The sequence below is a fragment of the Roseateles sp. NT4 genome, from assembly GCF_051857475.1.
Taxonomy (GTDB): Bacteria; Pseudomonadota; Gammaproteobacteria; order Burkholderiales; family Burkholderiaceae_C; genus Pelomonas.
Genome location: NZ_JBPZGZ010000001.1, coordinates 1,756,692 through 1,779,043 on the forward strand (window position 1 = coordinate 1,756,692; position 22,352 = coordinate 1,779,043).

The following is a 22,352-nucleotide window of genomic DNA, read 5'->3' on the forward strand; positions in this document are numbered from 1 at the left end:
GGCGGGCTTCCCCTCAGCCTTCGGCAGTGGCCGCGCCGGGTGTCGCTGGCAGTTGCTGTTGCGCCAGCTCCCAACGCGCGTGCAGACGCGTGACCGCAAAAGGGTCTGCAGCCAGCAGCGTCGTCAGGCGTGCCAGCGGGTGCACGGCATAGCTCAGGCAGTGGTGGCGCCAGGCCCAGGGCAAGGCGAGGTCGGTGGCGGCCTGCAGCAGCAGGCGGAACATGCGCTGCTCCGCTTCCACTTCGGGCACCAGGCCAGCTTCGACCAGCTTGCGACCCACGCCGATATAGCAGGCGATGACGCAGGGCTTGGCGGGGTTGTAGGCCAGGCGCACGCCGAGGGCGATGCGGTCCCAGCGTTTCAACGCATGGGCCGAGACGGGCGACAGCTCGTTCATGCGGCCTCCGTCGCGGCCTGGGCCAGCGCACGCTCGAAGGCGCTGCGGCTGGGCGTCTCGACAAAGACGCAACGCTTGCCATGGCGCTTGCAATGGTCCTTCACACGCCAGTAGGCGTCGTGACTGATGCAGCCGGTCTGGCAGATGACGAGGTCGGCGGCGGCGAGCTGGGGCTCGAGCTGGGCCGGCTTGTGCTCGCTGCCGCCGTCGTGGTGCAGGAACTGCGCGCCGCAGCCCTCCACCGCCTGGCGGTACTGGGGCACGCTGCCACCACGCCCGCCGACGCAGAGCACGACGCGGTGCTCCAGCTTGACCGGTTCGGCCGGCAGCTCTTCCTCCACGAGCGGCGCAGGCTCCACGACTTCCGCAGGCGTGCGCGACGCCAATCGGTTGACCTCGCGCTGCAGCGCCTGGTTGCGCTCCAGCTGTTCAGCCAGGCGCTCCCGCAGGGTCTCGCGCTCGGGCAGATCGGGTCGCGCGGCCTGCCAATGGGCGAGTTGCTCATGTGCCTGGGCCAGTTGCGTCTGGAGGCTGATCTGCGCCGCGCGGAACTGCATGCGTTCCTGTTCCCAGGACTGCTGTTCGCGGGCGCGCTCCTGGCTCCAGCCGGTCACGCGTTGCTGCACTTCGGCGTAGTCGCGCGCCAGCGCCTGGTGCTCGGTGGACAGCTCGCGGTGGCGGGCAATGTCCACGCGCTGGGCGGCGCCGACCTGGTGCTGCAGCATATGCACCTGGCCCAGCACGCGCATCTCCAGCCATTCGTCGCAACGCGCATGCGTCAGCGTCGCCCACAGCGCGCCGGCGATCTCGCCCTGGGCCGCGCGGTTGCGCCACCACGTCATCAGGCTCTCGCGGCATTTGGCCTGGGCGGCGTTGCGCAGGTCCAGCGCGAAGCGTTGCTCCAGGTCCTTCTGCAGCGCCTCGGACACGGCGTTGCGGCGCGCGGCGGCGGTGACGAGGCTGCAGTGCAGCGTGTAGTCGTCCTCGTCGCCCTGCAGCACCAGCAGCTTCTTGGCCAGCACGCGCACGCGCTCCAGCGGCACGCAGACGCCGACGACGGGGCAATGCGAATGGCTGCCGAGCTCCCAGAGGCGGCGGCGGCGTGAACCGGTGGCGAGGGGGATGGCCGCGTGCGCAGCGCAGCAGTAGTCAGCCATTCGAGAGGCTCCTGGGGCAGGCGCGGGCGGGCGACGGCTGGCTGGCGCGGGGAAAGGGGAGGCTTACTTGGTCAGGATCAGCTTGCCCTGGGCCGTGACGCGCAGGCGATAGACCTGCTCGTGATGGACGATGAAGACCTCGCCCTTGGGACCGAGCAGCGTGGCGCTGTCGATCTGGCGGGCCTGGCCCACGCCCAGGGCCGCTGCGACAGGCCGCACCGGAGGTTGGGGGGATGGGGAATCAGCAAGCATGCGCTCACTGTAATGAGAATCATTCTCGATTGCAAGCAACGTCGCGGCAGCCATAAAACAAAAAAAGCCCGCCTCGAGAGGCGGGCTGAAAGGCACGCGGGGATGGGAGCACGTGCCTGGGAGGAGAGGTCCCTTCAGAAGCTGTGGCGGATGCCGGCCACGACTTCGGTCAGGTTGCGGTCGTTGGCGTTGGTCAGGCCCACCGGGATGGAGCCGGCAGCGCGGTCCACATAGCCCACGCCCTCGTTCTTGAAGCGGGTCACCGAGCTGTACAGCGCCGTGCGCTTGGACAGGTCGTACTGGTAGCCGACGCCGAAGGCCTGGGTCTTGCCGTCCAGCAAAGCGCCGTCGTTCTTGCTTTCGACATACTGGCCCTTGAACAGGTGCTGGCCCATGCGGTAGCTGGCACCCAGCCAGTAGCCCTTGCCGTCGCGGTCGGCAACGCTGCGGTCGTTGACCTCCATCACGCCGCCGTTGAAGCGGAAGCTGTTCCAGTCATAGGCCGCTGCAGCAGACACCGTGCGCAGGTTCTGGCCCAGCGCATTGGCCTTGTCGTCAACGACGGACAGCATGGCATCGACACCGTGGCCGGTGTAGCGGCCGTAGACGTCGGCCACGCGGTTGCCCTTGGTGTCGCCAGCCACCTCGCCCATGCCCCACAGGGCACCGGCGCTGAATCCGCTGTAGTTCTGCGATTCCAGCTTCACCGAGTTGTTGACGCGGGCCGGGCCGCCGTTGCCGGTGGCCGAGCCATTGCCGCCTCGCACGGGCTCGTAGCCGCCGAAGCCACCGATGACGGCGGTGCTGGCGCCGGTACCGACGTTGGAGAACTGGCTGAATTCATTCGTCAGCGTGTAGACGCTGCCGTATTGGCGGCCCAGCGAGACCTTGCCATAGGGCGTGGCGAGGCCGACAAAAGCCTGGCGGCCCCAGAAGGTGTTCTGGCCATAGCTGCCGTCGTCGACATTGATGCCCGACTCCAGCGTGAAGAAGGCCTTCAGGCCGCCGCCCAGGTCTTCACTGCCGCGCAGGCCGAAGCGCGAACCCTGCAATCCACCGGACTGCACGCGCGTCTGCTTGGACGCGCCGTCGAGCACCTGCACATTGGCATCGAGGATGCCGTAGAGGTTCACCTGAGGGCCCGAAGACTGGGCGAAGGCAGCAGAACTGGCAGCCAGAGCCAGGGCGGAGAGAGCGAAAGTCTTGTACTTCATGGTCATGTCCTTCGATGTCTTGCGGCGGCTGAAGCGCCACCGCACGGAGAAGGACATCGGGGACGACCCGAAGATCAAAAGACCGAGAGCCTGGAACGGACTGTTCCGGAATTGCTGTCAATGACGCGCCGTCAAAGTCAGCGCAGCAACTCCGCAACCTGCGCCAGCAGGGCTGCCTTGGAGAAAGGCTTGTCCAGGGCCGCGCAGCGCGCACGGCGCAGGAACTCGGCCGCATCGGGCGAGAGCGTGTCGCCGGTGACGAACAGCATGCGGCGGGCCAGTGACGGGTGTCGCGCCGACACCTCCCGCCACAGGCCGGCGCCGTCCATCACGGGCATGCGCAGGTCGGAGACGATGGCGTCGAAACGCGCCTCCGTCAGCAAGGCCAGCGCCACGGCGCCGGACTCGGCTGTCGCCACCTCATAGCCGGCGCTCTCCAGCATCTCGCGGATCAGGTCGGCCAGTTCGGCTTCGTCGTCGACGACCAGCACCCGCGCCTGCAGCGACGGCTCGGCCTCGGGCTCATGCAGCGCGCCGGGCACGCTGTCGGCACCGGCCAGGCCGCTGATCGGCAGGCTCAAGCGGAAGCTCGCCCCGCCGCCACCATCCAGGCCTGCTGGTTCGAGCAGCAGCTCCCCGCCATGGTCGCGGGCGATGGAGCGCGACACCGCCAACCCCAGCCCCGTGCCTATGCCTTCGGCCTTGGTGGTGAAGAAGGGTTCGAAGACGCGGTCCCGCGCCGCCTCCGCCACGCCGGGGCCGCTGTCACTGACACGCAGCCACACGCGCGGCTCCCGGTTGGCGCGCCGCGGCTCCAGCCCGGTCTGCACGCTGACGCGGCGCAGGCCCTGCACGCTGGCGAGCGCCTGCTGCGCGTTGATCAACAGGTTCATGACGACCTGGCCGATCTGGTCGCCATCGGCGTTGACGTCGGGCGCGGTCTCGTCGAGCGCCAACTCCAGCGTGATGCCATGGCTGCGATAACCGTACTGCAGCATCTCGACGGCCGCCCGGGCGATGCCGTTCAGCGCCACCGGGCCGCGCGTCGACGGCCGGTTGCGCGCCATGTTCAGGAAGGTCTGCACGATGCGGCCGCAGCGCTCCGCGGCCTCGCGCATGCGCCTGACGTCCTCACGCAGTTCGGGCAGATGCTCGCACTTGTCCTCCAGCAGGCTGGCACGGCCCATCACGATGGCCAGCGGGTTGTTCAGCTCGTGCGCCAGGCCGGCCAGCAGGCTGCCCATGACCGTGAGCTTCTCGCCCTGGCGCAAGGCCTCGCGCTGGCGCTCGATCTGGCGCGCGGCCTCGAAACGCTCCGACAGGTCGGCAATCGAGGCCGTGTAGAACACCGCGCCCTCGGCATCGGTGCGCCCCAGCACCATCTCCATCGGGAACTCGCCGCCGTCTGCCCGCAGGGCGTGCATCTCGAGCCGCCTGCCGATGACGCGAGGGCCTTCACCCGCCTGCATGCGCTGCAGCCCCTGCTCATGGGCATCGCGAAACCGCGGCGGGATCAGCACCTCGCTGACGGGCCGGCCCAGCACAGCGGCGCGTGCATGGCCGAACATGGCCTCGGCGGACGGGTTGAATTCGACAATGCGGCCCGCCGCATCGGTGGACACCAGGGCGGCCAGCGCGTTGTCGAAGATCGCGGCCTTCAGGGCCTCGCTGGTGCGCAGCTCAGCCTGCTTGCGCGCCAATTCCTGCTCGCCCAGGCGCGCCTCGGTCTGGTCCAGCCCGCACACGACGACGGCCTGTACCGGCGCATCGCCGGCCATGCCGCGCGGCCGGTAAGGCACATACCACTGCTCACGGTAGCGCCGCCCCTGCTTCGCATACTCGGTCCAGCCGCGCCGGTGCAGCGACTCGCCGGCAAAGGCGCGGTCGAACAGCGGGACCAGGCTTTCGTAGACGCCCGCGTCCAGCACCTCGGACATGTGGCGCCCGATCACCTGCTCGGGCGTCAGGCCCATGAAGCGCAGCGTCTCGCGGTTGGCGTAGGTGTAGCGGCGGTCGCGGCCGACCACGGCAACGCGGGTAGCGATGTTCTCAAGCAGCAGCTTCATCAGCTCGCTGTCGAGCTCGGGCAGTGTCGATTCGGCGTCGCCCCAATGAGCGGTCGACCACACCAGCGCCTGTCCGTGTTCGCCTTCGTCTTCGTTCACGAGCACCGCCCCTGATCCAGGCCGGCGATGGTAGCCGAGGCCCATCAGCTCTCAGGTGCGTGAAGCCCGATACAGGGTCAGCGCTGGGCCGCCACGACCTCGGTCCGGGCCGTGTTGTCGGCGGGCTCCTGCTGGGCAGGCACGGCGACGTCGAAAGACGGTGGGACAGCCTCGCTGTTCGCCACGGTCTCGGCCGACAGGCTGTGGATGCCGCAGGCGCAGGTCACCAGGGTGAGCAGGGCGGCGATGAGGATCTTGGTCATGCGGGGCTTTCGGGGGGATGAAAACCCTGACTGTGGGCACCGGGCGTATCAGCCGCGTTGCATGCGGCGCCGGGCCGCGTTTCATTTGTTGTGCCCCGGCCCTCAGGTCCGCTGCCGCTCGCTCTCGTACAGGCAGATGGCCGCCGCTGCCGCCACGTTCAGTGACTCCTCGCCGCCCGGCTGCGGGATGCCCACCCGCAGCGCGCAGCGCGCCATCAGCTCGGCAGACACACCCTGGCCTTCATGGCCCATGACCCAGGCGCAGGGGCTGGGCAAGGCGACGCGGTGCAGCGGCTGGCTGTCGTGAGAGCTGGTGGCGATCATGGGCGCGGCCAATGCAGCAAGGTCGTCCGCCGCGAGGGATTCGATGAGGCGCAAGCCGAAATGCGCCCCCTGCCCCGCTCTCACCACCTTGGGCGACCACAGCGCCGCTGTGCCCTTCAGCGCCAGCACCTGGCGCACGCCAAAGGCCGCCGCACTGCGCAGGATGGCGCCGACATTGCCAGCGTCCTGCAGACGGTCCAGCACGACCGTGGCCACGCCGGCGTCGATCCGGGGCGCCTCGGGCAGAGCCAACTCCGCACCGATCTGCGCCGGCGACTCCAGGCCGCTCAGCGTCTTGAACAAGGCCGTGGGCACCACCAGCACACGCGTCGCGGACTCGGCCAGCGCGCGCAGCATCTCGTCTTGCATGGCGGCCTCGGTTGCAACGACCAGGCCCAGTGGCCAGCCGCGCTGGCGTGCCGCGCGCAGCAGGTGGTCACCCTCGATCCAGATGCTGCCGGTCTTGCGATAGCCGCCCGGGTCGGCCGCAAGCTTGCGCAGGCGCACCAGGGCCGGGTTGTCGCGCGAGGTGACGGGCAGGATCTGCGCGTTCAACGCAGGTTCTCCCTCACCGGCGCGAAGCTGCGGCGATGCCAGGGGCTGGCGCCATGCTCCTTCAGCGCCGCCAGATGCTCGGGCGTGCCATAGCCCTTGTGGGTGGCGAAGCCGTATTGCGGATGGCTCTGGTGCATCTGCTCGCAGAACAGGTCACGTGCCACCTTGGCGAGGATGCTGGCGGCCGAAATGGCCTGCACGGTGGCATCACCCTTCACGATGGCCTCTGCGGCCATGGGCAGCAGGGGCAGGCGGTTGCCGTCGATGCGCACCAGCACGGGCTTGAGGCGCAGGCCGTGCACGGCCCGCTGCATGGAGAGCATGGTGGCCTGCAGGATGTTGATCTCGTCGATCTCCTCGGTCGTCGCATGCGCGATGCAAAAGCACAGGGCCTTGGCGCGGATCTCGTCATAGAGCCTGGCGCGCTTGGGCGCGGTCAGCACCTTGGAGTCGGCCAGGCCCTGGATGGGCTGCAGCTCGTCCAGGATGACGGCGGCCGCGAACACCGGACCGGCCAGCGGCCCGCGGCCGGCCTCATCCACGCCGGCGACGAGGCCGGGCGGTGTCCAGTCGAGGGTCACCTGTTCAGGCACCGATGAGGCTCGCGATCGCATCGCTGGCGCGCTGCGCGGTGTCTTGCCGCAGCAGCTCATGCAGTTGGACAAAGCGGTCGTGCAGGACGGCCCGGCGCGGCGCATCGGCGAGCAGGGTCTCGGCTTCCCGGGCGAGGCGCTCGGGCGTGCAGGCGTCCTGGATCAATTCGGGAACGAGGAATTCTCGCGCCAGGATGTTGGGCAGGCCGACCCAGGGCTGCAGGCCGCGGCCCTTCATGCGCCACCAGTTCAGCGCATTCATGCGGTAGGCGATGACCATGGGGCGCTTGAACAGCGCCGCTTCCAGCGTGGCCGTGCCGCTCGCGACCAGGGTCAGATCGCAGGCTGCCAGCGCCGCGTGGGACTGGCCGTCGACAAGCTGGATGTCGGCGCCCTGGATCAGCGGCTCGACGAGGCCGCGCAGGCCCGGCACGACGGGCATGACGAAGCGCCGGCCCGGTCGGGCCAGCAGCCTGGCCGCGCCGATCAAGGCCGGCGCGATGTACTTGATCTCGCTCTTGCGGCTGCCGGGCAGCAGCGCGATGACGGTGTCGCCTTCCGGCAATTTCAGCGCCTCACGCGCGGCCGCGCGCGGTGCCTCCATCGGGATGGCGTCCGCCAGCGGGTGCCCCACATAGGTCGCGCCAATGCCGGCCTGGTGCAGGATCTCGGGCTCGAAAGGGAAGAGGCAGAGCACATGGTCGGCCGCCGCCTTGATCTTGACGACGCGCTCCGGCCGCCAGGCCCAGATCGACGGGCAGACGAAGTGGACGGTCTTGATGCCCGCCTCGCGCAGCCGCGTCTCCAGGCCGAAGTTGAAGTCAGGCGCGTCGACGCCGATGAAGACATCGGGCCGGCTCGAGATGAGCCGCGTGCCGAGCTGCTTGCGGATGGCCAGCAGTTCACGGATGTTCAGCAGCGCATCCACATAGCCGAAGATGGACAGCTTGCTGTGCGGCCACCAGGTCTCGAAGCCCTGGGCCATCATCTTGGGGCCACCGATTCCTTGGCTACTCAGCTCGGGCCAGCGCGCACGCAGGCCCTGCAGCAGCAGGCCGGCCAGCAGATCACCGCTGGCCTCGCCGGCCACCATGCCGAGGCGGGGCGCAGTCTGCATGTCGGTCAGCGCACGATGCCGCGGGTGGAGGCGGCGAGGAAGTTCAGCATGTTGTCGACATCGCCATCGGCGATACCGCCGTCCGTGCCCTTCAACGCCGCGATGGCCACCTTGGCCTCGTCCAGCGTGTGGCCGCTGCGGTAGATCAGCTTGTAGATCTGGCGGATGACGGCGATGCGCTCGGCGCTGAAATCACGGCGCTTCAGGCCGACGACGTTGACGGCGCGGGCCGCCAGCGGGTTGCCGTCCACCGTCATGAAGGGCGGCACGTCCTGGGACACATGGGCCTGGAAGCCGATCATGGCGTGGTCGCCGATGCGCATGCGCTGCAGGATGCCGGTCAGGCCGCCGATGGTGACGTGGTCGCCCACCGTCACGTGGCCGGCGAAGGTCACGCCGTTGGCGAGCACGTTGTGGTTGCCGATGACGACGTCGTGGGCCAGATGGCAGTAGGCCATGATCCAGTTGTCGTCGCCCACCCGGGTCTCACCGCGGTCCTGGACCGTGCCGACGTTCAGCGTGCAGAACTCGCGAACGGTGTTGCGGTCGCCGATGACCAGGGTCGTCGGCTCGCCGGCGTACTTCTTGTCCTGGTTGGCCGCGCCGATGGAGCTGAACTGGAAGAAGCTGTTGTCGCGGCCGATGGTCGTGTGGCCTTCGATGACGACATGCGGGCCGACCTTGGTGCCAGCGGCTATCTTCACGTGCGAGCCGATCAGCGAATAGGCGCCGACCGTGACCGACGAGTCCAGCTCGGCGGACGGATCAATCAAAGCTGTTGGATGAATCAAAGCCATGCCTGCTCCAGAGAAGCGCGCGCAGTGCGCGTGCTCGACTCCTCCAGCAGCACCCGTGGAACTGGCTGCGCCAGGCCACTGGGTGCGCCCCCTTGAGGGGGAGCGCCGGAGGCGCTACGGGGGTGGGTCATGCCTCGATGCGACGCATGGTGCACATCAGCTCGGCTTCTGCAGCGACCTGCTCACCCACCAGGGCTCGCGCGTTGAACTTGTAGATGCCGGCCTTGGCGCGGCCCAGCGTCACTTCCAGGATCAGCTGGTCACCCGGCTCGACGGGGCGCTTGAAGCGCGCGCCATCGATGCCGGCGAAATAGACCACCGATTTCTCGTCCAGCGTGATGCCGACGCTCTCGATGGCCAGCAGCGTGGCCGCCTGGGCCAGGGCTTCGAGGATGAGCACGCCGGGCATGACCGGGCGATGCGGGAAATGGCCGAGGAAGAAGGGCTCGTTGATGGAGACGTTCTTGATGGCGCGGATGCGCTCGCCCTTGATGAGTTCGACGACGCGGTCCACCAGCAGGATGGGATAGCGATGCGGCAGGCGCTTCAGGATTTCGTGGATGTCCATCGTCGTGGCGACAGGGGTCGGGGTCGTCGTTTCGTCGTTCATTTCTTCTCCAGCGCGCGCACGCGTTCGCGCAGGGTGCTGAGCTGGCGCAGCGTGGCCGCGTTTTTCTGCCAGCTCGAATTCTCTTCGAAGGGATAGGGGCCGCTGTAGACGCCCGGCTCGCTGATGCTGCGGGTCACGGTGGTCGCGGCGGAGATGTGCACGCCATCGACGATGACCAGGTGGCCAACGATGTTGGCGGCACCACCGATGGTGCAGTTCGCACCGATTTTCGTGGAGCCGGCGACGGCCGCGCAGCCGGCCATGGCCGTGTTGCGGCCGATATGCACGTTGTGGGCGATCTGGATCTGGTTGTCGAGCTTGACGCCGTCCTCGATGACCGTGTCGGCCAGGGCCCCGCGGTCGATGCAGGTGTTGGCGCCGATCTCGACGTCGTCGCCTATCGTCACGTTGCCAAGCTGCTCGATCTTCACATAGCCCTGCTTGGACGGCGCGAAGCCGAAGCCGTCGGCACCGATGACGGCACCGCTGTGCACCAAGCCACGCGCACCGATGCGGCATCCGTAGCCCAGCACGACACGCGGCGCCAGCCGCGTATGCGCGCCCACCGTGGCGCCGCGCTCGACGACGCTGTGGGCGCCGATGCGGGCATGGTCGCCGATGACGGCACCGGCCTCGATGACGGCGAGCGGGCCGATCTCGACGCCCTCGCCCAGCTTCGCGTCGGGCGCCACGATGGCGCTGGCATGCACACCGGCCTGGGGCAAGGGACGCGTGCGCGCCGCCCACCACTGGGTCAGGCGGGCGAAGTAGAGGTAGGGATCGGGCGTGACGATGGCGGCGCCACGCGCAGCGGCCACTTCGGCCATGGCGGGCGACACGATGACGCAGGCCGCGGCGGTTGTGGCGAGCTGGGCCTGGTAGCGCGGGTTGGCGAGGAAGCTGATGCTCTCGCCATCCGCCTCATCCAGCGGCGCTATGCGCGCGATGCGGATATCGGACCCACCAAGCAAATCGCCGCCCAAGGCGGCGATCAGCTGAGACAGCTCGACCGCTGTCGTTTCGCTGGACCCGAGCGCGACAGGTGTCGGGCTCATTGACGGGCCCGGCTTACTTCTGCGCGTTCAGCGCGTCGATCACCTTCTTGGTGATGTCCACGCGGGCGCTGAAGTGGATGGCGTCCTGCAGGATGAGGTCGTATTTTTCGGTCTCGAAGATCTGCTTGATGACGCGGTTGGCCTTTTCGACCACGGCCGACAGCTCTTCGTTCTTGCGCTGGTTCAGGTCTTCTTGCCATTCGCGGCGCTTGCGCTGCAGATCACGCTCCTGCTCGACGACATCGCGCTGGCGGCGGTTGCGCTCGGCTTCGGACAGCGTGGGGGCGTCCTTTTCCAGCTTTTCGGCGGCGCCGCGCAGCTTGGTCTCCAGATCGCGGAGGTCCTTCTCGCGCTTGCCGAACTCGGTCTCCAGCTTGATCTGGGCGGCCTTGGCCAGATTGGCCTCGCGCAGCACGCGCTCGCTGTTGACGTAGCCGATCTTCAGTTCCTGGGCTTGCACCACCGTGGTGGCCATCATCATCGACGCGGCCAGGGCCATCGATTGCAAGAGCTTGCTCATCATCAGAATGCAGTCCCGATCTGGAATTGGAATTTTTCGATTCTATCCGTCCGCGCCTTGCGGATCGGTTTGCCGTAACTCAGGCGCAGCGGGCCCATGGGCGAGATCCAGGACAGGCCGATACCGGCCGACATGCGCAGCATGTCGCGGCCCTCGTTCTTGTTGGCATCGGTCAGGGTGTTCCAGTTCAGCTTGGCGTCCGGGCCCCAGACACCGCCGAGGTCGGCAAAGCCGAAGATGCGGAAGCTCTTGTCGTTGCCGCTGCCCGGCACCGGCAGGTAGAGCTCGGCATTGGTGTTGAAGCGGCGGTTGCCGCCGATGTAGGAGCCGGTCGGGTCCACCGGGCCCAGCGAGCCGGCTTCGAAGACCCGCACCGAGCCCAGGCCGCCGCCGTAGAAGTTCTTGAAGATGGGATAGGGCTTGCCGCCCAGGCCCACGCCCCAACCCAGTTCGCTGTTGACGCCCAGCGTGATCTTGTTGGTGATCTCGAAGTACTGCTGGTACTGCAGGTTGATGCGCGCGAACTGGGCGTCGCCGATGGCGCTCGTTTCGACGTTGACGCGCTGGTACTTGCCCTTCAGCGGCGAGATGACGCTGTCGCGGCTGTCACGCTGCCAGCCGATCGTGAGGGGGATGGAGTTGCTGCGCTGGCCGAACTGGTTGACGAACAGCAGATAGCTGTTGGGCAGGCCCTTGGACGTCGTGATGTCGGTCTGTTCGTAGCCGATGCCGAAGAAGACGGTGTCGATCTCGGAGAAAGGCACGCCGAAACGCAGCGCCCCGCCCTTGGTGACGTACTGGTATTCCTCGCCCAGCGTGTTGATCGGGCGCGTGGTGCGGTAGAACACGTCGACAGCGCGCGACACGCCGTCCACCGTGAAGTAGGGGTCGACCGTGCTGACCTGCAGCTGGCGGCCGGTGCGGGCCGTGGCCACGTCGATACCGAGGTAATTGCCCGAACCGAAGACGTTGTCCTGGCGGATGGAGCCAGTGAAGGACAGCTTGGTCTGGCTGGAGTAGCCGGCACCGACCGTGATGGCGCCGGTGGGGCGCTCGACGACGGTCAGGATCACGTCGACCTGGTCCTGGGCGCCCGGCACCTCCTGGGTGTCGATGGAGACTTCCTTGTCCTTGAAGTAGCCCAGGCGCTCGACGCGGTCGCGCGAGGACTTGATCTTCTGGCCGTCGTACCAGGCGGCTTCGAACTGGCGGAATTCGCGGCGGATGACCTCGTCGCGGGTGCGCGAGTTGCCGGAGATGATGACCTTGCGCACGTAGACGCGACGCTGCGGCTCGGCGACGAAGGTGACGACGACCTGGCCGGTCGTGCGGTCGATCTCGGGCTTGCTGTCGACGCGGGCGAAGGCATAGCCATAGGTGCCGAACAGGTCGCTGAAGGCGCGCACGGTGTTGGCCACCTGCTCGCCCTGGTAGGCCTCGCCGGGCTTCAAGAAGACCAGGTGCTTGAAGTCTTCTTCGCGGCCCAGGAAGTCGCCCTCGAGCTTGACGCCCGTGACGGTGTAGGGCTGGCCTTCACTGACCGTGATGGCGATGCTGATGCTCTGCTTGTCCGGCGAGATCGTCACCTGCGTGGAGGTGACGGCGAACTCCAGATAGCCGCGGTTCAGGTAGTAGCTGCGGATGGTTTCCAGGTCCGCATTCAGCTTGGCGCGCGAATAGCGGTCGGTCTTGGTGTACCAGGTCAGCCAGCCGGTCGTCGTCTGCTCCAGCAGGCCCTGCAGCGTGCTCTCGGAGAAGACCTTGGAGCCCAGGATGCGGATCTCGGCGATCTTGGCCGGCTCGCCCTCGGTCACGGTGAAGCTGACGTTGACGCGGTTGCGCTCGATCGGCGTGATCGTCGTCGTGACCTCGGCGCCGTACAGGCTGCGCGTGAGGTACTGGCGCTTGAGTTCCTGCTCGGCGCGGTCGGCCAGGGCCTTGTCGAAGGGCTTGCCTTCGCCGATGCCGACGTCCTTCAGCGACTTGGTCAGGGCTTCGGTGTCGAATTCCTTCAGGCCGACGAAGTTGACGTTGGCGATGATGGGACGCTCGTCGATGATGACGACGACGGCCGTGCCCTCGATGCTGATGCGCACGTCCTTAAACAGGCCCGTGGCAAACAGGGCGCGCAGCGCTGCGGCGCCCTTTTCATCGTTGTAGGTATCGCCGATGCGAAAGGGCAGCGACGCGAACACGGTGCCCGGGTCGGTACGCTGCAGGCCCTCGACGCGGATGTCCTTCAGAACGAAGGGGTCGACCGCCCAGGCTGCACCGGCCTGGAACATCCCCGTGACAGCCAGAGCCAGCAAGCCGAGGCGGAAGGGGCGACGCTTCGCTCCCGAACTGAAAGAAAAGGACATGGGAACCGGGAGTTTCAGTGTCAATGCCAGCCCGTCAGGCGGGAGGCAATGTCGTTGGTAAAGGCCAAGGCCATCATCAGCACCAGGATCAGCGCACCAGCGCGCTGCAGTTGCCGTTGCCACCATTCGGAGACGGGGCGGCCGCTCAGACCCTCGAAAAGATGATACATGAGGTGCCCTCCATCGAGCATTGGCAGCGGCAGCAGGTTCAGCACGGCCAGGCCCAGGGAAATCCGGGCCAGGAATTCGAGATAGGGCACAAGCCCGGCGCGCGCGGATTGTCCTGCGGCATCGGCGATCGCCAAGGGCCCGCCAAGGTTCTTTACCGAAGCCTGCCCCACCAGCATGCGGCCGATGACGCGCACGGTCGTGATGGCCATGTCCCAGCTCTGCTCAACGCCGCGCGACAGGCCCTCCAGCAGGCCATAGCGCACGAAGACGCGTTCCGGCGGAGACCCGGGCTGGACTTCAAGCCGGGCGACCCGCTGGCCGCTGCCGTCATCAATGAGGCGCGGCGTCGGGCTCAGCTCGACGACCTGGCCGGCGCGCTCGACGCGCCAGGCCATGGCGCGCGGCTGGTCCCCGTCGCGGGCGCGGCGGATGGCGTCGCGCAGGAAACCGGCATCGGGAACAGGCTGGCCGTCGATCGACAGCACACGGTCGCCCGCCATCAGACCGGCAGCCGCGCCCGCGCCACCGGCCGTCACCTGGCGGATCAGCGGCTCCATGCGCGGCGCCAGGCCGATGTCGTTGAAGAGGGCAGCGTCCGGCGCCCGGCCCGCCAGCCTGTCGATCTCCAGGCGAACCGTACGCGAGCCATGACCTTGCGGATCGCTGACCGACAGGTGCAGGGGCTCGCCCAAGGCCTGGGCGCGCGCGACGGCCGACTGCAGGTCGGCCAGGGAGTCGACGTCCTGCCACTGTTGGCCATCGGGCGATGTGGCGCGCACCCAATCGCCGGCATGCAGACCGGCGCGCTCGGCCAGGGAGGTGGCCGGCGGCGTGCCAACAACGGCCTTGGGCACCTGACTGCCCAGCCAGGCCACCACAGCAAACAGCAGCACGGCCAGCAGCCAGTTGGCGGCCGGGCCGGCCGCGACGATGGAGGCGCGCTGCCACAAGGGCCGCTGGCCGAAGGCCTGCTCGCGCTCGCTCGGTGCAACCGGGCCGTCACGCTCGTCCAGCATGCGCACATAGCCGCCCAGCGGCAGGGCGCTGAGCGTGAACTCGGTGCCGTTGCGACCGACGCGGCGCCAGAGCACGCGACCGAAGCCGACGGAAAAGCGCAGCACCTTGACGCCGCAAGCCCGCGCCATCCGGTAGTGCCCCCACTCGTGGAAAGCGATCAACAAGGCGATCGCCAGCAAGAACGGAGGGATGTCAGCGAGCGTCATACCAGCCGCAGAGCGTGCTTGCGAGTACGCGCATCGAGATCCAGCAGCGCCTCGATGCTGCCGCAATCGCCCGGCTGGATGTCGGCCAGGCATTGCGAGTTCAGCGCGTGGATGCGGTCGAAGCGCAGGCGGCCGGTCAGGAAGGCATCCACCGCCACTTCGTTGGCCGCATTCAGCACCGTCGTGCTGCCCTCGGGCGCGCACAGGGCCTGCCAGGACAGGTGCAAGCCGGGGAAACGCACGGCATCGGCCTCTTCGAAGCTGAGGCTGGGCGTGGTCAGCAGGTCCAGGCGGCTGGCACCCGAGGTGATGCGCTCGGGGAAGGACAGGCCGTAGGCGATGGGCACGCGCATGTCGGGCGTGCCGAGTTGGGCCAGCACCGACTGATCGCGGCAGACCACCATCGAGTGGATGATGCTCTGCGGGTGGATGATGACCTTGATCTGGTCCGGCGTGAGATTGAACAGCCAGCGCGCCTCGATGACCTCGAGCGCCTTGTTCATCATGGTCGCCGAGTCGACCGAGATCTTGCGGCCCATGACCCAGTTGGGGTGGGCGCAGGCTTGGTCGGGCGTCACATCGGCCAGCGTCTTGGGGTCGCGGCTGCGGAAGGGGCCGCCGGACGCCGTCAGCACGATGTGATCGATGCGCTCGTGCCAGGTCGCGCGGTCCTCCGGCAGGCACTGGAAGATGGCCGAATGCTCGCTGTCGATGGGCAGCAGCGTCGCACCGCCCTGCTCCACCGCGTGCATGAACAGCGCGCCACCGACGACGATGGCCTCCTTGTTGGCCAGCAGCAGGCGCTTGCCGGCGCGGGCCGCGGCGATGGCCGGCGCCAGGCCGGCGGCGCCAACGATGGCGGCCATGACGGTGTCGACGTCGGGATGCGCAGCGATATCAGCCAGCGCCTGGGCGCCGTCCAGCACCTCCGTGCAGCTGCCGGCCTCGCGCAGGCGCTCACGCAGGCGGGCGGCAGCCTCGCGCTCGGGCATCACGGCAAAGCGCGGCTGCAGGCTCAGGCACTGGGCCAGCAGCTCGTCGACGCGGCTCATCGCGCTGAGGGCGACGATCTCATAGCGTTCGGGATGGCGCGCGATGACGTCCAGCGTGTTGACGCCGATGGAGCCGGTCGAGCCGAGGACGCAGACGCGTTGGCGGGTCATGATGCGGTCAGAGGCTGATCAGCGCGAGGGCCAGCGGGAACACCGGCAGCAGCGCGTCGATGCGGTCCAGCACACCACCGTGGCCGGGCAGCAGATTGCTGCTGTCCTTGGCGCCGACGGCACGCTTGACGAGGGATTCGAAGAGGTCGCCGACGACGCTCATCGCGCTCAGAAAGACCAGGGCCAGCAGCGACACCCAGCCATGGCGCTGCACCAGCAATGTGTAGAGGCTGGGCGAGTCGACGGCCAGCTTCACGTCGATGACGTGGACCCAGAAGACGCCCAGCAGGATGACGCCGGCAAGGCCGCCCCAGACGCCTTCCCAGCTCTTGCCCGGGCTGATGGCCGGCGCCAGCTTGCGCTTGCCGAAGGCCCGGCCGCAGAAATAGGCCGCGATGTCGGCCATCCACACCAGGCAGAACACCGACAGGATGAAGTTGATGCCATGCACCTTGGCCTGCACGATGGCCAGCCAGGCGCCCCACAGCAACAGCGCCCCTAGGGCGAGGCGAACGCCACGCGCCATGCGCGGCCAGCCAGTGGGACCGGCGCGCAGCGCGAAGGCGCCGCCCAGCACCCAGACCAAGCTGGCCAGCGACCAGACCCAGGCCGGAGGCGCGTTCAGGCCGCCGATCAGCAGCGTCCAGACGCAGGCCAGGGCCAGGGCCACGCCGCCGGCGATCGCGCCGGTGCCGGGCAGGCCGTTGAGCTTGACCCATTCCCAGCCCGCCGCGCCCATCATGACGACGGTGACCCAGGCGAAGGGCCAGGGCGAGGCCTGGAAGAGCACCGGCAGCAGGATGGCCAGCAGCACGATGGCGGTGATGACACGGGTCTTCAGCATGGCCTTCTCTCGTTTCGATCAGGCCGCCGCGGGCGCTTCCTTGACGCCGCCGAAGCGGCGGTCGCGCTCGTGGAAGGCGGCGATGGCCGCATCCAGTTCACGCTCGCCGAATTCGGGCCACAGACAGTCCGAAAACACGAACTCGGTATAGGCGGCCTGCCAGAGCAGGAAATTGCTGATGCGGACCTCGCCACCGGTGCGGATGAAGAGGTCGGGGTCGGGCGCATAGCTCATGGCCATGAATTCCGACAGCTTGGCCTCGGTCAGCTCGTCGGCCGGCACGCCGGCTTGAATCGCCTTCTTGCAGGCCTGCACGATGTCCCAGCGGCCGCCGTAGTTGAAGGCCACGTTCAGGGTCAGCTTGGTGTTGTGCAGGGTGCTGCCTTCGGCCTCGTTCCAGGCGTTGCGCAGCTTGTCGGACACCGCGTCACGGTCACCGACGATGCGGATGCGCACACCCATGGCACCCATCTTGGCGAGGTAGCGGCTGACGGCGGCCAGCACCAGGCCCATCAGGCCCGAGACCTCGTCGCTCGGCCGCTTCCAGTTTTCGCTGGAGAAGGCGAAGACGGTCAGGTGCTCGATGTCGCGGTCGATGCAGGCCTGGACGACCTTGACGAGGCTGTCCACACCCGCCTTGTGGCCGAAGAAGCGCGGCAGGAAGCGCTTCTTGGCCCAACGGCCGTTGCCATCCATGACGATGGCGACATGGCGCGGCGGCGCCAGACGATCTGCGGTCACGACGGCAGACTTGCTCAAGACGGCGCTCAAACCGCCAGGATCTCGGCTTCCTTGCCCGAGATCAGCTTGTCGATCTCGTTGATCACCCGGTCGGTGAGCTTTTGCAGGTCGTCGAGGCTGCGGCGCTCGTCGTCCTCGCCGATTTCCTTGTCCTTCAGCAGCTTCTTGGCCTGCTCGTTGCCGTCGCGGCGCAGGTTGCGCACGGCCACCTTGGCGTCTTCACCGACGTTGCGCACCACCTTGGTCAGGTCCTTGCGACGCTCTTCGGTCAGCGGCGGCATCGGCACGCGGATCAGGTCACCCTGGGACGCCGGGTTCAGGCCCAGGTCGCTCTCGCGGATGGCCTTCTCGATCTTGGCGCCCATGCCCTTTTCCCAGGGCTGGACGGAGATGGTGCGGGCGTCCAGCAGCGTCACATTGGCCACCTGCGAGATCGGCACCAGGGAGCCGTAGTAGTCGACATTGACCTGATCCAGGATGCCGGGGTGGGCACGGCCCGTGCGGATCTTGTGCAGTTCGTTCTTCAGGGCTTCCACCGACTTGGCCATCTTGACCTCGGCGTTCTTCTTGATATCTGCTGTACTCATGGTTCGTACTCTCTCGTCAGACCAACCGCCAAGCAAGCAAGCTGGCGGCAACCACCGCCTTACCCAGCGGCACCGGCGGAACCGGCTTTGCCGGGCCGCCTGGTGCGCCCCCTTGAGGGGGCTCGCGCAGCGAGTAGGGGGTGGGCCATTCTTTCAAACGTGGACCAGCGTGCCCTCGTCCTCGCCCTGCACGACGCGCTTGAGCGCACCGGGCTTGAAGATGCTGAAGACCTTGATCGGCAGCTTCTGGTCGCGGCACAGCGCAAAGGCGGCGCCGTCCATGACCTGCAGGTTGCGCGTGATCGCTTCGTCGAAGGTGATGCGCGAGTAGCGCGTCGCGTCGGGATTCTTCTTCGGGTCGGCCGAATAGACGCCATCGACCTTGGTGGCCTTCAGCACGATCTCGGCGCCGATCTCGGCGCCGCGCAGGGCGGCGGCCGTGTCGGTCGTGAAGAAGGGGTTGCCGGTACCGGCGGCGAAGACGACGACCTTGCCCTCTTCGAGGTATTGCAGGGCCTTGGGGCGCACATAGGGCTCAACGACCTGTTCGATGGCGATGGCCGACATCACGCGGGCAACCATGCCTTCCTGGCGCATGGTGTCGGCCAGGGCCAGGGAGTTCATCACCGTGGCCAGCATGCCCATGTAGTCGGCCGTGGCGCGGTCCATGCCGACGGAGCCGCCGGCCACGCCGCGGAAGATGTTGCCGCCGCCAATGACGACGGCCACCTCGATGCCCATCTGCGTCACTTCGCGGATTTCCTGCACCATGCGCACGATGGTGGCGCGATTGATGCCGTAGGCGTCGTCGCCCATCAGGGCTTCGCCGGAGAGCTTGAGCAGGATGCGCTTGTACGCGGGCATGGTGTCCTCAGTGGTGGGGGCCTATGGTGGGCCGCAAGTTTAAAGGGCGCCAACTTGGCGCCCCTTCATTTCGTACGATTTCGCAAGTGTCTTTACTGACCCTTGGCGGCTGCCACCTGGGCGGCCACTTCGGCTGCGAAGTCGTCGACCTTCTTCTCGATGCCTTCGCCGACGACGTAGAGCGTGAAGCCCTTGACCGTCGTGTTGGCGGCCTTCAGGTGGGCGCCCACGGTCTGCTTGCCGTCAGCGGCCTTCACGAAGACCTGGTCCAGCAGAGAGACTTCCTTCAGGAACTTCTGCACCGAGCCTTCGACCATCTTGGCGACGATGTCGGCCGGCTTGCCGGATTCGGCGGCCTTCTCGGTGGCGATCTTGCGCTCCTTCTCGACCAGCTCGGCCGAGACGTCGGCGCCCGACAGGGCGGCCGGCTTCATGGCAGCGATGTGCATGGCCACGTCCTTGGCGGCGACGTCGTCACCTTCGAACTCGACGACCACGCCGATGCGGGTGCCGTGCAGGTAGGTGGCCAGCTTGCTGCCGGTGTAGCGCTGGAAGCGGCGGATCGTCATGTTCTCGCCGATCTTGCCGATCAGGCCCTTGCGCACGTCTTCCACCGTCGGGCCGAAGCCTTCCTGCGACAGGGGCAGGGCCGACAGGGCAGCCACGTCGGCGGGGTTCTGTTCGGCGACCAGGCCGGCCAGGGCGTTCACGAAGGCCAGGAAGGCGTCGTTCTTCGAGACGAAGTCGGTCTCGCAGTTGACTTCGATCAGGGCGCCGTTGCCACCGACCACGGCCGCGGCAACGATGCCTTCGGCGGTGATGCGCGAGGCGGCCTTGCCGGCCTTGTTGCCCAGCTTGACGCGCAGGATCTCTTCAGCGCGGCCCAGGTCGCCTTCGGCTTCGGTCAGCGCCTTCTTGCACTCCATCATCGGGGCGTCGGTGCGGGCACGCAGTTCGCCCACCATGCTTGCAGTGATTGCAGCCATTTCTATCTCCAGATTTCGGTTGGCAAAAGGGGCCTCGCGGCCCCTTTCAGATGCGGGGTCGAGAAGGCTTCAGGCCTCTTCGGAAACCTCGACGAACTCGTCGCCGGCGGGAGCAACCGCAGCCAGCACTTCGTTCGTGGCATTGGCCTTGCCTTCCAGCACGGCGTCAGCGACGGCACGGGCGTACAGAGCGACAGCCTTGGCGGAGTCGTCGTTGCCGGGGATGACGTAGTCGATGCCGATGGGCGAGTGGTTGGTGTCAACCACGCCGATGACGGGAATGCCCAGCTTCTTGGCTTCGGCAACGGCAATCTTGTGATAGCCGACGTCGATGACGAAGATGGCGTCGGGCAGGGCGGTCATGTCCTGGATGCCGCCGATGTTCTTTTCCAGCTTGGCGATGTCGCGCTGGAACAGCAGGGCTTCCTTCTTGATCGCGGGCTGTGTGCCGGCGTCGATCTGGGCCTGCATGTCCTTCAGGTTCTTGAGGGAGGTCTTGACCGTCTTGAAGTTGGTCATCATGCCGCCCAGCCAACGCGAGTCGACGTAGGGCATGCCGGCGCGCTGCGCTTCGGCGGCGATGAACTCACGGGCCTGGCGCTTCGTGCCGATCATCAGGATCGTGCCGCGCTTGGCAGCCAGCGAGCGCACGAACTTCATCGCATCGTTGAACGCGGGCAGCGTCTTCTCGAGGTTGATGATGTGGATCTTGTTGCGATGGCCGTAGATATACGGGGCCATCTTGGGATTCCAGAAGCGGGTTTGGTGGCCGAAATGGACGCCGGCTTCCAGCATCTCGCGCATCGTGACAGACATGGGTCTTACTCCGAAGGTTGTGTCTAAAATCCGGCCCGAATTGCGTCGCAGCGCCTTGAAACGAATGTTTCAAGACCGCCGCAAGCCGCAACACCTCAGTGAGGCCGGTTTGCGATTTGTTGCGATGAATGGCCACCAACACCCTACGGGCGAACTGGTCGCTGCATCCCTCACAACCGTTTTGCTTTTGAGTTGCGGCCTCTAGAGCCACCCCCTCCGGCAAAACCCGCAGAGTATACACAACTTCATGCCCTTCTTCAGCCGACGCCGCTCCACAGCGGTCGCCAGCGCGCCCTTCCCGACCGTCTCCAGGGTGCCCGCGTGATGCGCAGCGTTGCAGTGGTGGGCGCCGGTCTCGCGGGCGTCACGACGGCTTATGAATTGGCCGCGCTGGGCTTCAAGGTCCAGGTTTTCGAACGCGGCGGCAGCGTGGCCGAGCAGGCCAGCTTTGCCAGCAGCGCCCTGCTCTCCCCTTACCTGCCCGACCTGACCGACGCCAGCATCCCGGCACCGCTGGGCTTTCGCTTGCGCCGCTGGCGCGCCGGCCGCAAGGGTGGCGATGCCGCCAGCCAGCTGGCTGCACTGAGCCTGTTGAGCCTGGCGCGCACTGCCGAGCTGCGCCGCGAACTGGGGCTGGATGACGAGCCCAGCCAGGGCCTGCTCATCGCGCTGACCGACGCCAAGCGCTTCGCCGCCGCGGAGGCGCGCCTGGAAGGATGGAAGACCCTCGGAGTGCAGGTCGAACTCATCGAGGCCGGCGAGGCCCGCCTGCGTGAGCCAGGCCTGAATGCCGAAGCACCGCTTTGCGCCGCCCTGGCCCTGTCGCACGGCGGCACCGGCAATGCCCGCCTGTTTGCCCAGCAGCTGCGCCAGCAGGCCCAGCGACGGGGAGCGAGCTTTCGCTTCCACAGCACCGTGCGCGCCATCGCCGTCGACGGCGCCGGCCTGACGCTGCGCTACGAATACACGCCGCCCATGGAAGCGCCCACGCGCGGCAGCGAACGCGAAGCCGGCGACACCCTGCCCCAGCTGCTCGGCCCGCAAGACGCACGCTTCGACGCTGTCGTGCTCTGCAACGGCCTGGAAGCCTCCGCCCTGCTCGGCCAGCGCCTGCCGCTGTCGGCCCAGCACGAAGCCTCCGTCACCGCGCCGCTGCGCCTGCTCGAAGCCCACCCCGACCTGGGCCCCAAGGCAGGCTGGGTCGATCCCTCGCGTGGTCTCGCGGTCACCCGCACCGGTCAGCGCGTGCGTGTGACTGGCGGCCTGGCCGTTACCGACGCCCGCGCCAGGGTCTCGCCCGATTTCGAAGCCCTGCACCGCGGCCTGCAGCACTGGTTCCCGGGCTCGGTCCTGCACAGCCAAGTCCAGCAAGGCCAGAGCCGCCGCGCCCTGAGCGCCGACGGCCTGCCGCTGCTGGGCGCCAGCAGCCGCGCCGGCCTGTGGCTCAACCTGTCGACCGGCGGCCAGGGCTGGGGCCTCGCCTGCGGCAGCGCCCAGGTGCTGGCGCAGCTGATCGCCGGGCAGGCGCCGGCACAGGACATTGGCGCTCTCGGCCAGCAAAGACTCGCCTAAGCTCGC

At 67.6% G+C, this 22,352-nt stretch carries 23 protein-coding genes; 1 reads left to right on the plus strand and 22 read right to left on the minus strand.

Going from position 1 to position 22,352, the window contains the following annotated elements; genetic code table 11:
• Positions 1–13: 13 nt before the first annotated feature.
• The 22 genes from ACS5PN_RS08240 to rpsB all read right to left on the minus strand — a co-directional run bounded on the left by ACS5PN_RS08240 (position 14) and on the right by rpsB (position 20,774).
• A complete protein-coding gene (locus ACS5PN_RS08240; RefSeq protein ID WP_439463441.1) occupies positions 14–397 on the minus strand; it encodes a hypothetical protein in 384 nt (127 codons plus the stop codon).
• Complete coding sequence (locus tag ACS5PN_RS08245; protein WP_439463442.1) at positions 394–1,554, minus strand: DUF2325 domain-containing protein; 1,161 nt, start codon at positions 1,552–1,554, stop codon at positions 394–396. Before ACS5PN_RS08245 ends, ACS5PN_RS08240 begins: the two co-directional genes overlap by 4 nt.
• Before the next feature lie 63 nt (positions 1,555–1,617).
• Positions 1,618–1,806 (minus strand): hemin uptake protein HemP, encoded by a 189-nt coding sequence (hemP, locus tag ACS5PN_RS08250; RefSeq protein ID WP_439463443.1) that lies wholly within the window; start codon positions 1,804–1,806, stop codon positions 1,618–1,620.
• Between the two features lie 134 nt (positions 1,807–1,940).
• Positions 1,941–3,020: a porin gene (locus tag ACS5PN_RS08255; RefSeq protein WP_439463444.1), complete on the minus strand. Its 1,080-nt coding sequence runs from the start codon at positions 3,018–3,020 to the stop codon at positions 1,941–1,943.
• Positions 3,021–3,157: 137 nt separating this feature from the next.
• Complete coding sequence (locus ACS5PN_RS08260) at positions 3,158–5,185, minus strand: PAS domain-containing hybrid sensor histidine kinase/response regulator (protein WP_439463445.1); 2,028 nt, start codon at positions 5,183–5,185, stop codon at positions 3,158–3,160.
• A 77-nt stretch (positions 5,186–5,262) separates the two neighbouring features.
• Positions 5,263–5,448, minus strand: a complete 186-nt coding sequence (locus tag ACS5PN_RS08265; RefSeq protein WP_439463446.1) for a hypothetical protein — start codon at positions 5,446–5,448, stop codon at positions 5,263–5,265.
• A 102-nt stretch (positions 5,449–5,550) separates the two neighbouring features.
• Complete coding sequence (locus ACS5PN_RS08270; RefSeq protein ID WP_439463447.1) at positions 5,551–6,327, minus strand: TrmH family RNA methyltransferase; 777 nt, start codon at positions 6,325–6,327, stop codon at positions 5,551–5,553.
• Positions 6,324–6,941, minus strand: a complete 618-nt coding sequence (gene rnhB, locus ACS5PN_RS08275; protein ID WP_439463448.1) for a ribonuclease HII — start codon at positions 6,939–6,941, stop codon at positions 6,324–6,326. Before rnhB ends, ACS5PN_RS08270 begins: the two co-directional genes overlap by 4 nt.
• Positions 6,913–8,037, minus strand: a complete 1,125-nt coding sequence (gene lpxB / locus ACS5PN_RS08280; protein ID WP_439463449.1) for a lipid-A-disaccharide synthase — start codon at positions 8,035–8,037, stop codon at positions 6,913–6,915. Before lpxB ends, rnhB begins: the two co-directional genes overlap by 29 nt.
• A 5-nt stretch (positions 8,038–8,042) precedes the next feature.
• On the minus strand, positions 8,043–8,834 hold the full coding sequence (gene lpxA, locus ACS5PN_RS08285) for an acyl-ACP--UDP-N-acetylglucosamine O-acyltransferase (RefSeq protein ID WP_439463450.1): 792 nt from the start codon (positions 8,832–8,834) through the stop codon (positions 8,043–8,045).
• Positions 8,835–8,961: 127 nt separating this feature from the next.
• On the minus strand, positions 8,962–9,444 hold the full coding sequence (fabZ, locus tag ACS5PN_RS08290; RefSeq protein ID WP_439463451.1) for a 3-hydroxyacyl-ACP dehydratase FabZ: 483 nt from the start codon (positions 9,442–9,444) through the stop codon (positions 8,962–8,964).
• Positions 9,441–10,499, minus strand: a complete 1,059-nt coding sequence (gene lpxD, locus ACS5PN_RS08295) for a UDP-3-O-(3-hydroxymyristoyl)glucosamine N-acyltransferase (RefSeq protein WP_439463452.1) — start codon at positions 10,497–10,499, stop codon at positions 9,441–9,443. The genes fabZ and lpxD overlap by 4 nt, the downstream gene beginning before the upstream one ends.
• A 13-nt stretch (positions 10,500–10,512) precedes the next feature.
• A complete protein-coding gene (locus ACS5PN_RS08300; protein ID WP_439463453.1) occupies positions 10,513–11,019 on the minus strand; it encodes an OmpH family outer membrane protein in 507 nt (168 codons plus the stop codon).
• A gap of 2 nt (positions 11,020–11,021) precedes the next feature.
• Positions 11,022–13,379, minus strand: a complete 2,358-nt coding sequence (gene bamA, locus ACS5PN_RS08305; RefSeq protein ID WP_439463454.1) for an outer membrane protein assembly factor BamA — start codon at positions 13,377–13,379, stop codon at positions 11,022–11,024.
• A 20-nt stretch (positions 13,380–13,399) separates the two neighbouring features.
• Positions 13,400–14,773 (minus strand): RIP metalloprotease RseP, encoded by a 1,374-nt coding sequence (gene rseP, locus ACS5PN_RS08310; RefSeq protein WP_439463455.1) that lies wholly within the window; start codon positions 14,771–14,773, stop codon positions 13,400–13,402.
• The gene (gene ispC / locus ACS5PN_RS08315; RefSeq protein WP_439463456.1) at positions 14,770–15,936 is read right to left on the minus strand and encodes a 1-deoxy-D-xylulose-5-phosphate reductoisomerase; all 1,167 of its coding nucleotides are present in this window, start codon (positions 15,934–15,936) and stop codon (positions 14,770–14,772) included. Before ispC ends, rseP begins: the two co-directional genes overlap by 4 nt.
• A 7-nt stretch (positions 15,937–15,943) precedes the next feature.
• Positions 15,944–16,780 (minus strand): phosphatidate cytidylyltransferase, encoded by an 837-nt coding sequence (locus tag ACS5PN_RS08320; RefSeq protein ID WP_439463457.1) that lies wholly within the window; start codon positions 16,778–16,780, stop codon positions 15,944–15,946.
• Between the two features lie 18 nt (positions 16,781–16,798).
• The gene (gene uppS / locus ACS5PN_RS08325; RefSeq protein ID WP_439463458.1) at positions 16,799–17,539 is read right to left on the minus strand and encodes a polyprenyl diphosphate synthase; all 741 of its coding nucleotides are present in this window, start codon (positions 17,537–17,539) and stop codon (positions 16,799–16,801) included.
• An 8-nt stretch (positions 17,540–17,547) separates the two neighbouring features.
• A complete protein-coding gene (frr, locus tag ACS5PN_RS08330; RefSeq protein WP_439463459.1) occupies positions 17,548–18,108 on the minus strand; it encodes a ribosome recycling factor in 561 nt (186 codons plus the stop codon).
• 153 nt (positions 18,109–18,261) lie between these two features.
• Positions 18,262–18,972 (minus strand): UMP kinase, encoded by a 711-nt coding sequence (gene pyrH, locus ACS5PN_RS08335; protein WP_439463460.1) that lies wholly within the window; start codon positions 18,970–18,972, stop codon positions 18,262–18,264.
• Between the two features lie 92 nt (positions 18,973–19,064).
• Positions 19,065–19,958 carry a translation elongation factor Ts gene (tsf, locus tag ACS5PN_RS08340; RefSeq protein WP_439463461.1) on the minus strand — a complete coding sequence of 298 codons (894 nt, stop codon included), beginning with the start codon at positions 19,956–19,958 and terminating at the stop codon, positions 19,065–19,067.
• A 69-nt stretch (positions 19,959–20,027) separates the two neighbouring features.
• Complete coding sequence (gene rpsB, locus ACS5PN_RS08345) at positions 20,028–20,774, minus strand: 30S ribosomal protein S2 (RefSeq protein WP_439463462.1); 747 nt, start codon at positions 20,772–20,774, stop codon at positions 20,028–20,030.
• A 324-nt stretch (positions 20,775–21,098) separates the two neighbouring features.
• On the opposite strand from rpsB, the gene ACS5PN_RS08350 reads away from it, so the two are divergent.
• On the plus strand, positions 21,099–22,346 hold the full coding sequence (locus ACS5PN_RS08350) for an NAD(P)/FAD-dependent oxidoreductase (RefSeq protein WP_439463463.1): 1,248 nt from the start codon (positions 21,099–21,101) through the stop codon (positions 22,344–22,346).
• The last annotated feature ends 6 nt before the right edge of the window (positions 22,347–22,352 follow it).

Excerpts from the sequence above, each read along its gene's own strand:
- ACS5PN_RS08265 (WP_439463446.1), bottom strand. The coding sequence starts at position 5,448 with ATGACCAAGATCCTCATCGCCGCCCTGCTCACCCTGGTGACCTGCGCC.
- tsf (WP_439463461.1), bottom strand. The coding sequence starts at position 19,958 with ATGGCTGCAATCACTGCAAGCATGGTGGGCGAACTGCGTGCCCGCACC.
- lpxD (WP_439463452.1), bottom strand. The coding sequence starts at position 10,499 with ATGAGCCCGACACCTGTCGCGCTCGGGTCCAGCGAAACGACAGCGGTC.
- ACS5PN_RS08300 (WP_439463453.1), bottom strand. The coding sequence starts at position 11,019 with ATGAGCAAGCTCTTGCAATCGATGGCCCTGGCCGCGTCGATGATGATG.
- ACS5PN_RS08245 (WP_439463442.1), bottom strand. The coding sequence starts at position 1,554 with ATGGCTGACTACTGCTGCGCTGCGCACGCGGCCATCCCCCTCGCCACC.
- lpxB (WP_439463449.1), bottom strand. The coding sequence starts at position 8,037 with ATGCAGACTGCGCCCCGCCTCGGCATGGTGGCCGGCGAGGCCAGCGGT.
- pyrH (WP_439463460.1), bottom strand. The coding sequence starts at position 18,972 with ATGCCCGCGTACAAGCGCATCCTGCTCAAGCTCTCCGGCGAAGCCCTG.
- ACS5PN_RS08255 (WP_439463444.1), bottom strand. The coding sequence starts at position 3,020 with ATGAAGTACAAGACTTTCGCTCTCTCCGCCCTGGCTCTGGCTGCCAGT.
- bamA (WP_439463454.1), bottom strand. The coding sequence starts at position 13,379 with ATGTCCTTTTCTTTCAGTTCGGGAGCGAAGCGTCGCCCCTTCCGCCTC.
- ispC (WP_439463456.1), bottom strand. The coding sequence starts at position 15,936 with ATGACCCGCCAACGCGTCTGCGTCCTCGGCTCGACCGGCTCCATCGGC.
- ACS5PN_RS08350 (WP_439463463.1), top strand. The coding sequence starts at position 21,099 with ATGCGCAGCGTTGCAGTGGTGGGCGCCGGTCTCGCGGGCGTCACGACG.
- ACS5PN_RS08240 (WP_439463441.1), bottom strand. The coding sequence starts at position 397 with ATGAACGAGCTGTCGCCCGTCTCGGCCCATGCGTTGAAACGCTGGGAC.
- fabZ (WP_439463451.1), bottom strand. The coding sequence starts at position 9,444 with ATGAACGACGAAACGACGACCCCGACCCCTGTCGCCACGACGATGGAC.
- rnhB (WP_439463448.1), bottom strand. The coding sequence starts at position 6,941 with ATGCGATCGCGAGCCTCATCGGTGCCTGAACAGGTGACCCTCGACTGG.
- frr (WP_439463459.1), bottom strand. The coding sequence starts at position 18,108 with ATGAGTACAGCAGATATCAAGAAGAACGCCGAGGTCAAGATGGCCAAG.
- ACS5PN_RS08320 (WP_439463457.1), bottom strand. The coding sequence starts at position 16,780 with ATGCTGAAGACCCGTGTCATCACCGCCATCGTGCTGCTGGCCATCCTG.
- rseP (WP_439463455.1), bottom strand. The coding sequence starts at position 14,773 with ATGACGCTCGCTGACATCCCTCCGTTCTTGCTGGCGATCGCCTTGTTG.
- hemP (WP_439463443.1), bottom strand. The coding sequence starts at position 1,806 with ATGCTTGCTGATTCCCCATCCCCCCAACCTCCGGTGCGGCCTGTCGCA.
- rpsB (WP_439463462.1), bottom strand. The coding sequence starts at position 20,774 with ATGTCTGTCACGATGCGCGAGATGCTGGAAGCCGGCGTCCATTTCGGC.
- lpxA (WP_439463450.1), bottom strand. The coding sequence starts at position 8,834 with ATGGCTTTGATTCATCCAACAGCTTTGATTGATCCGTCCGCCGAGCTG.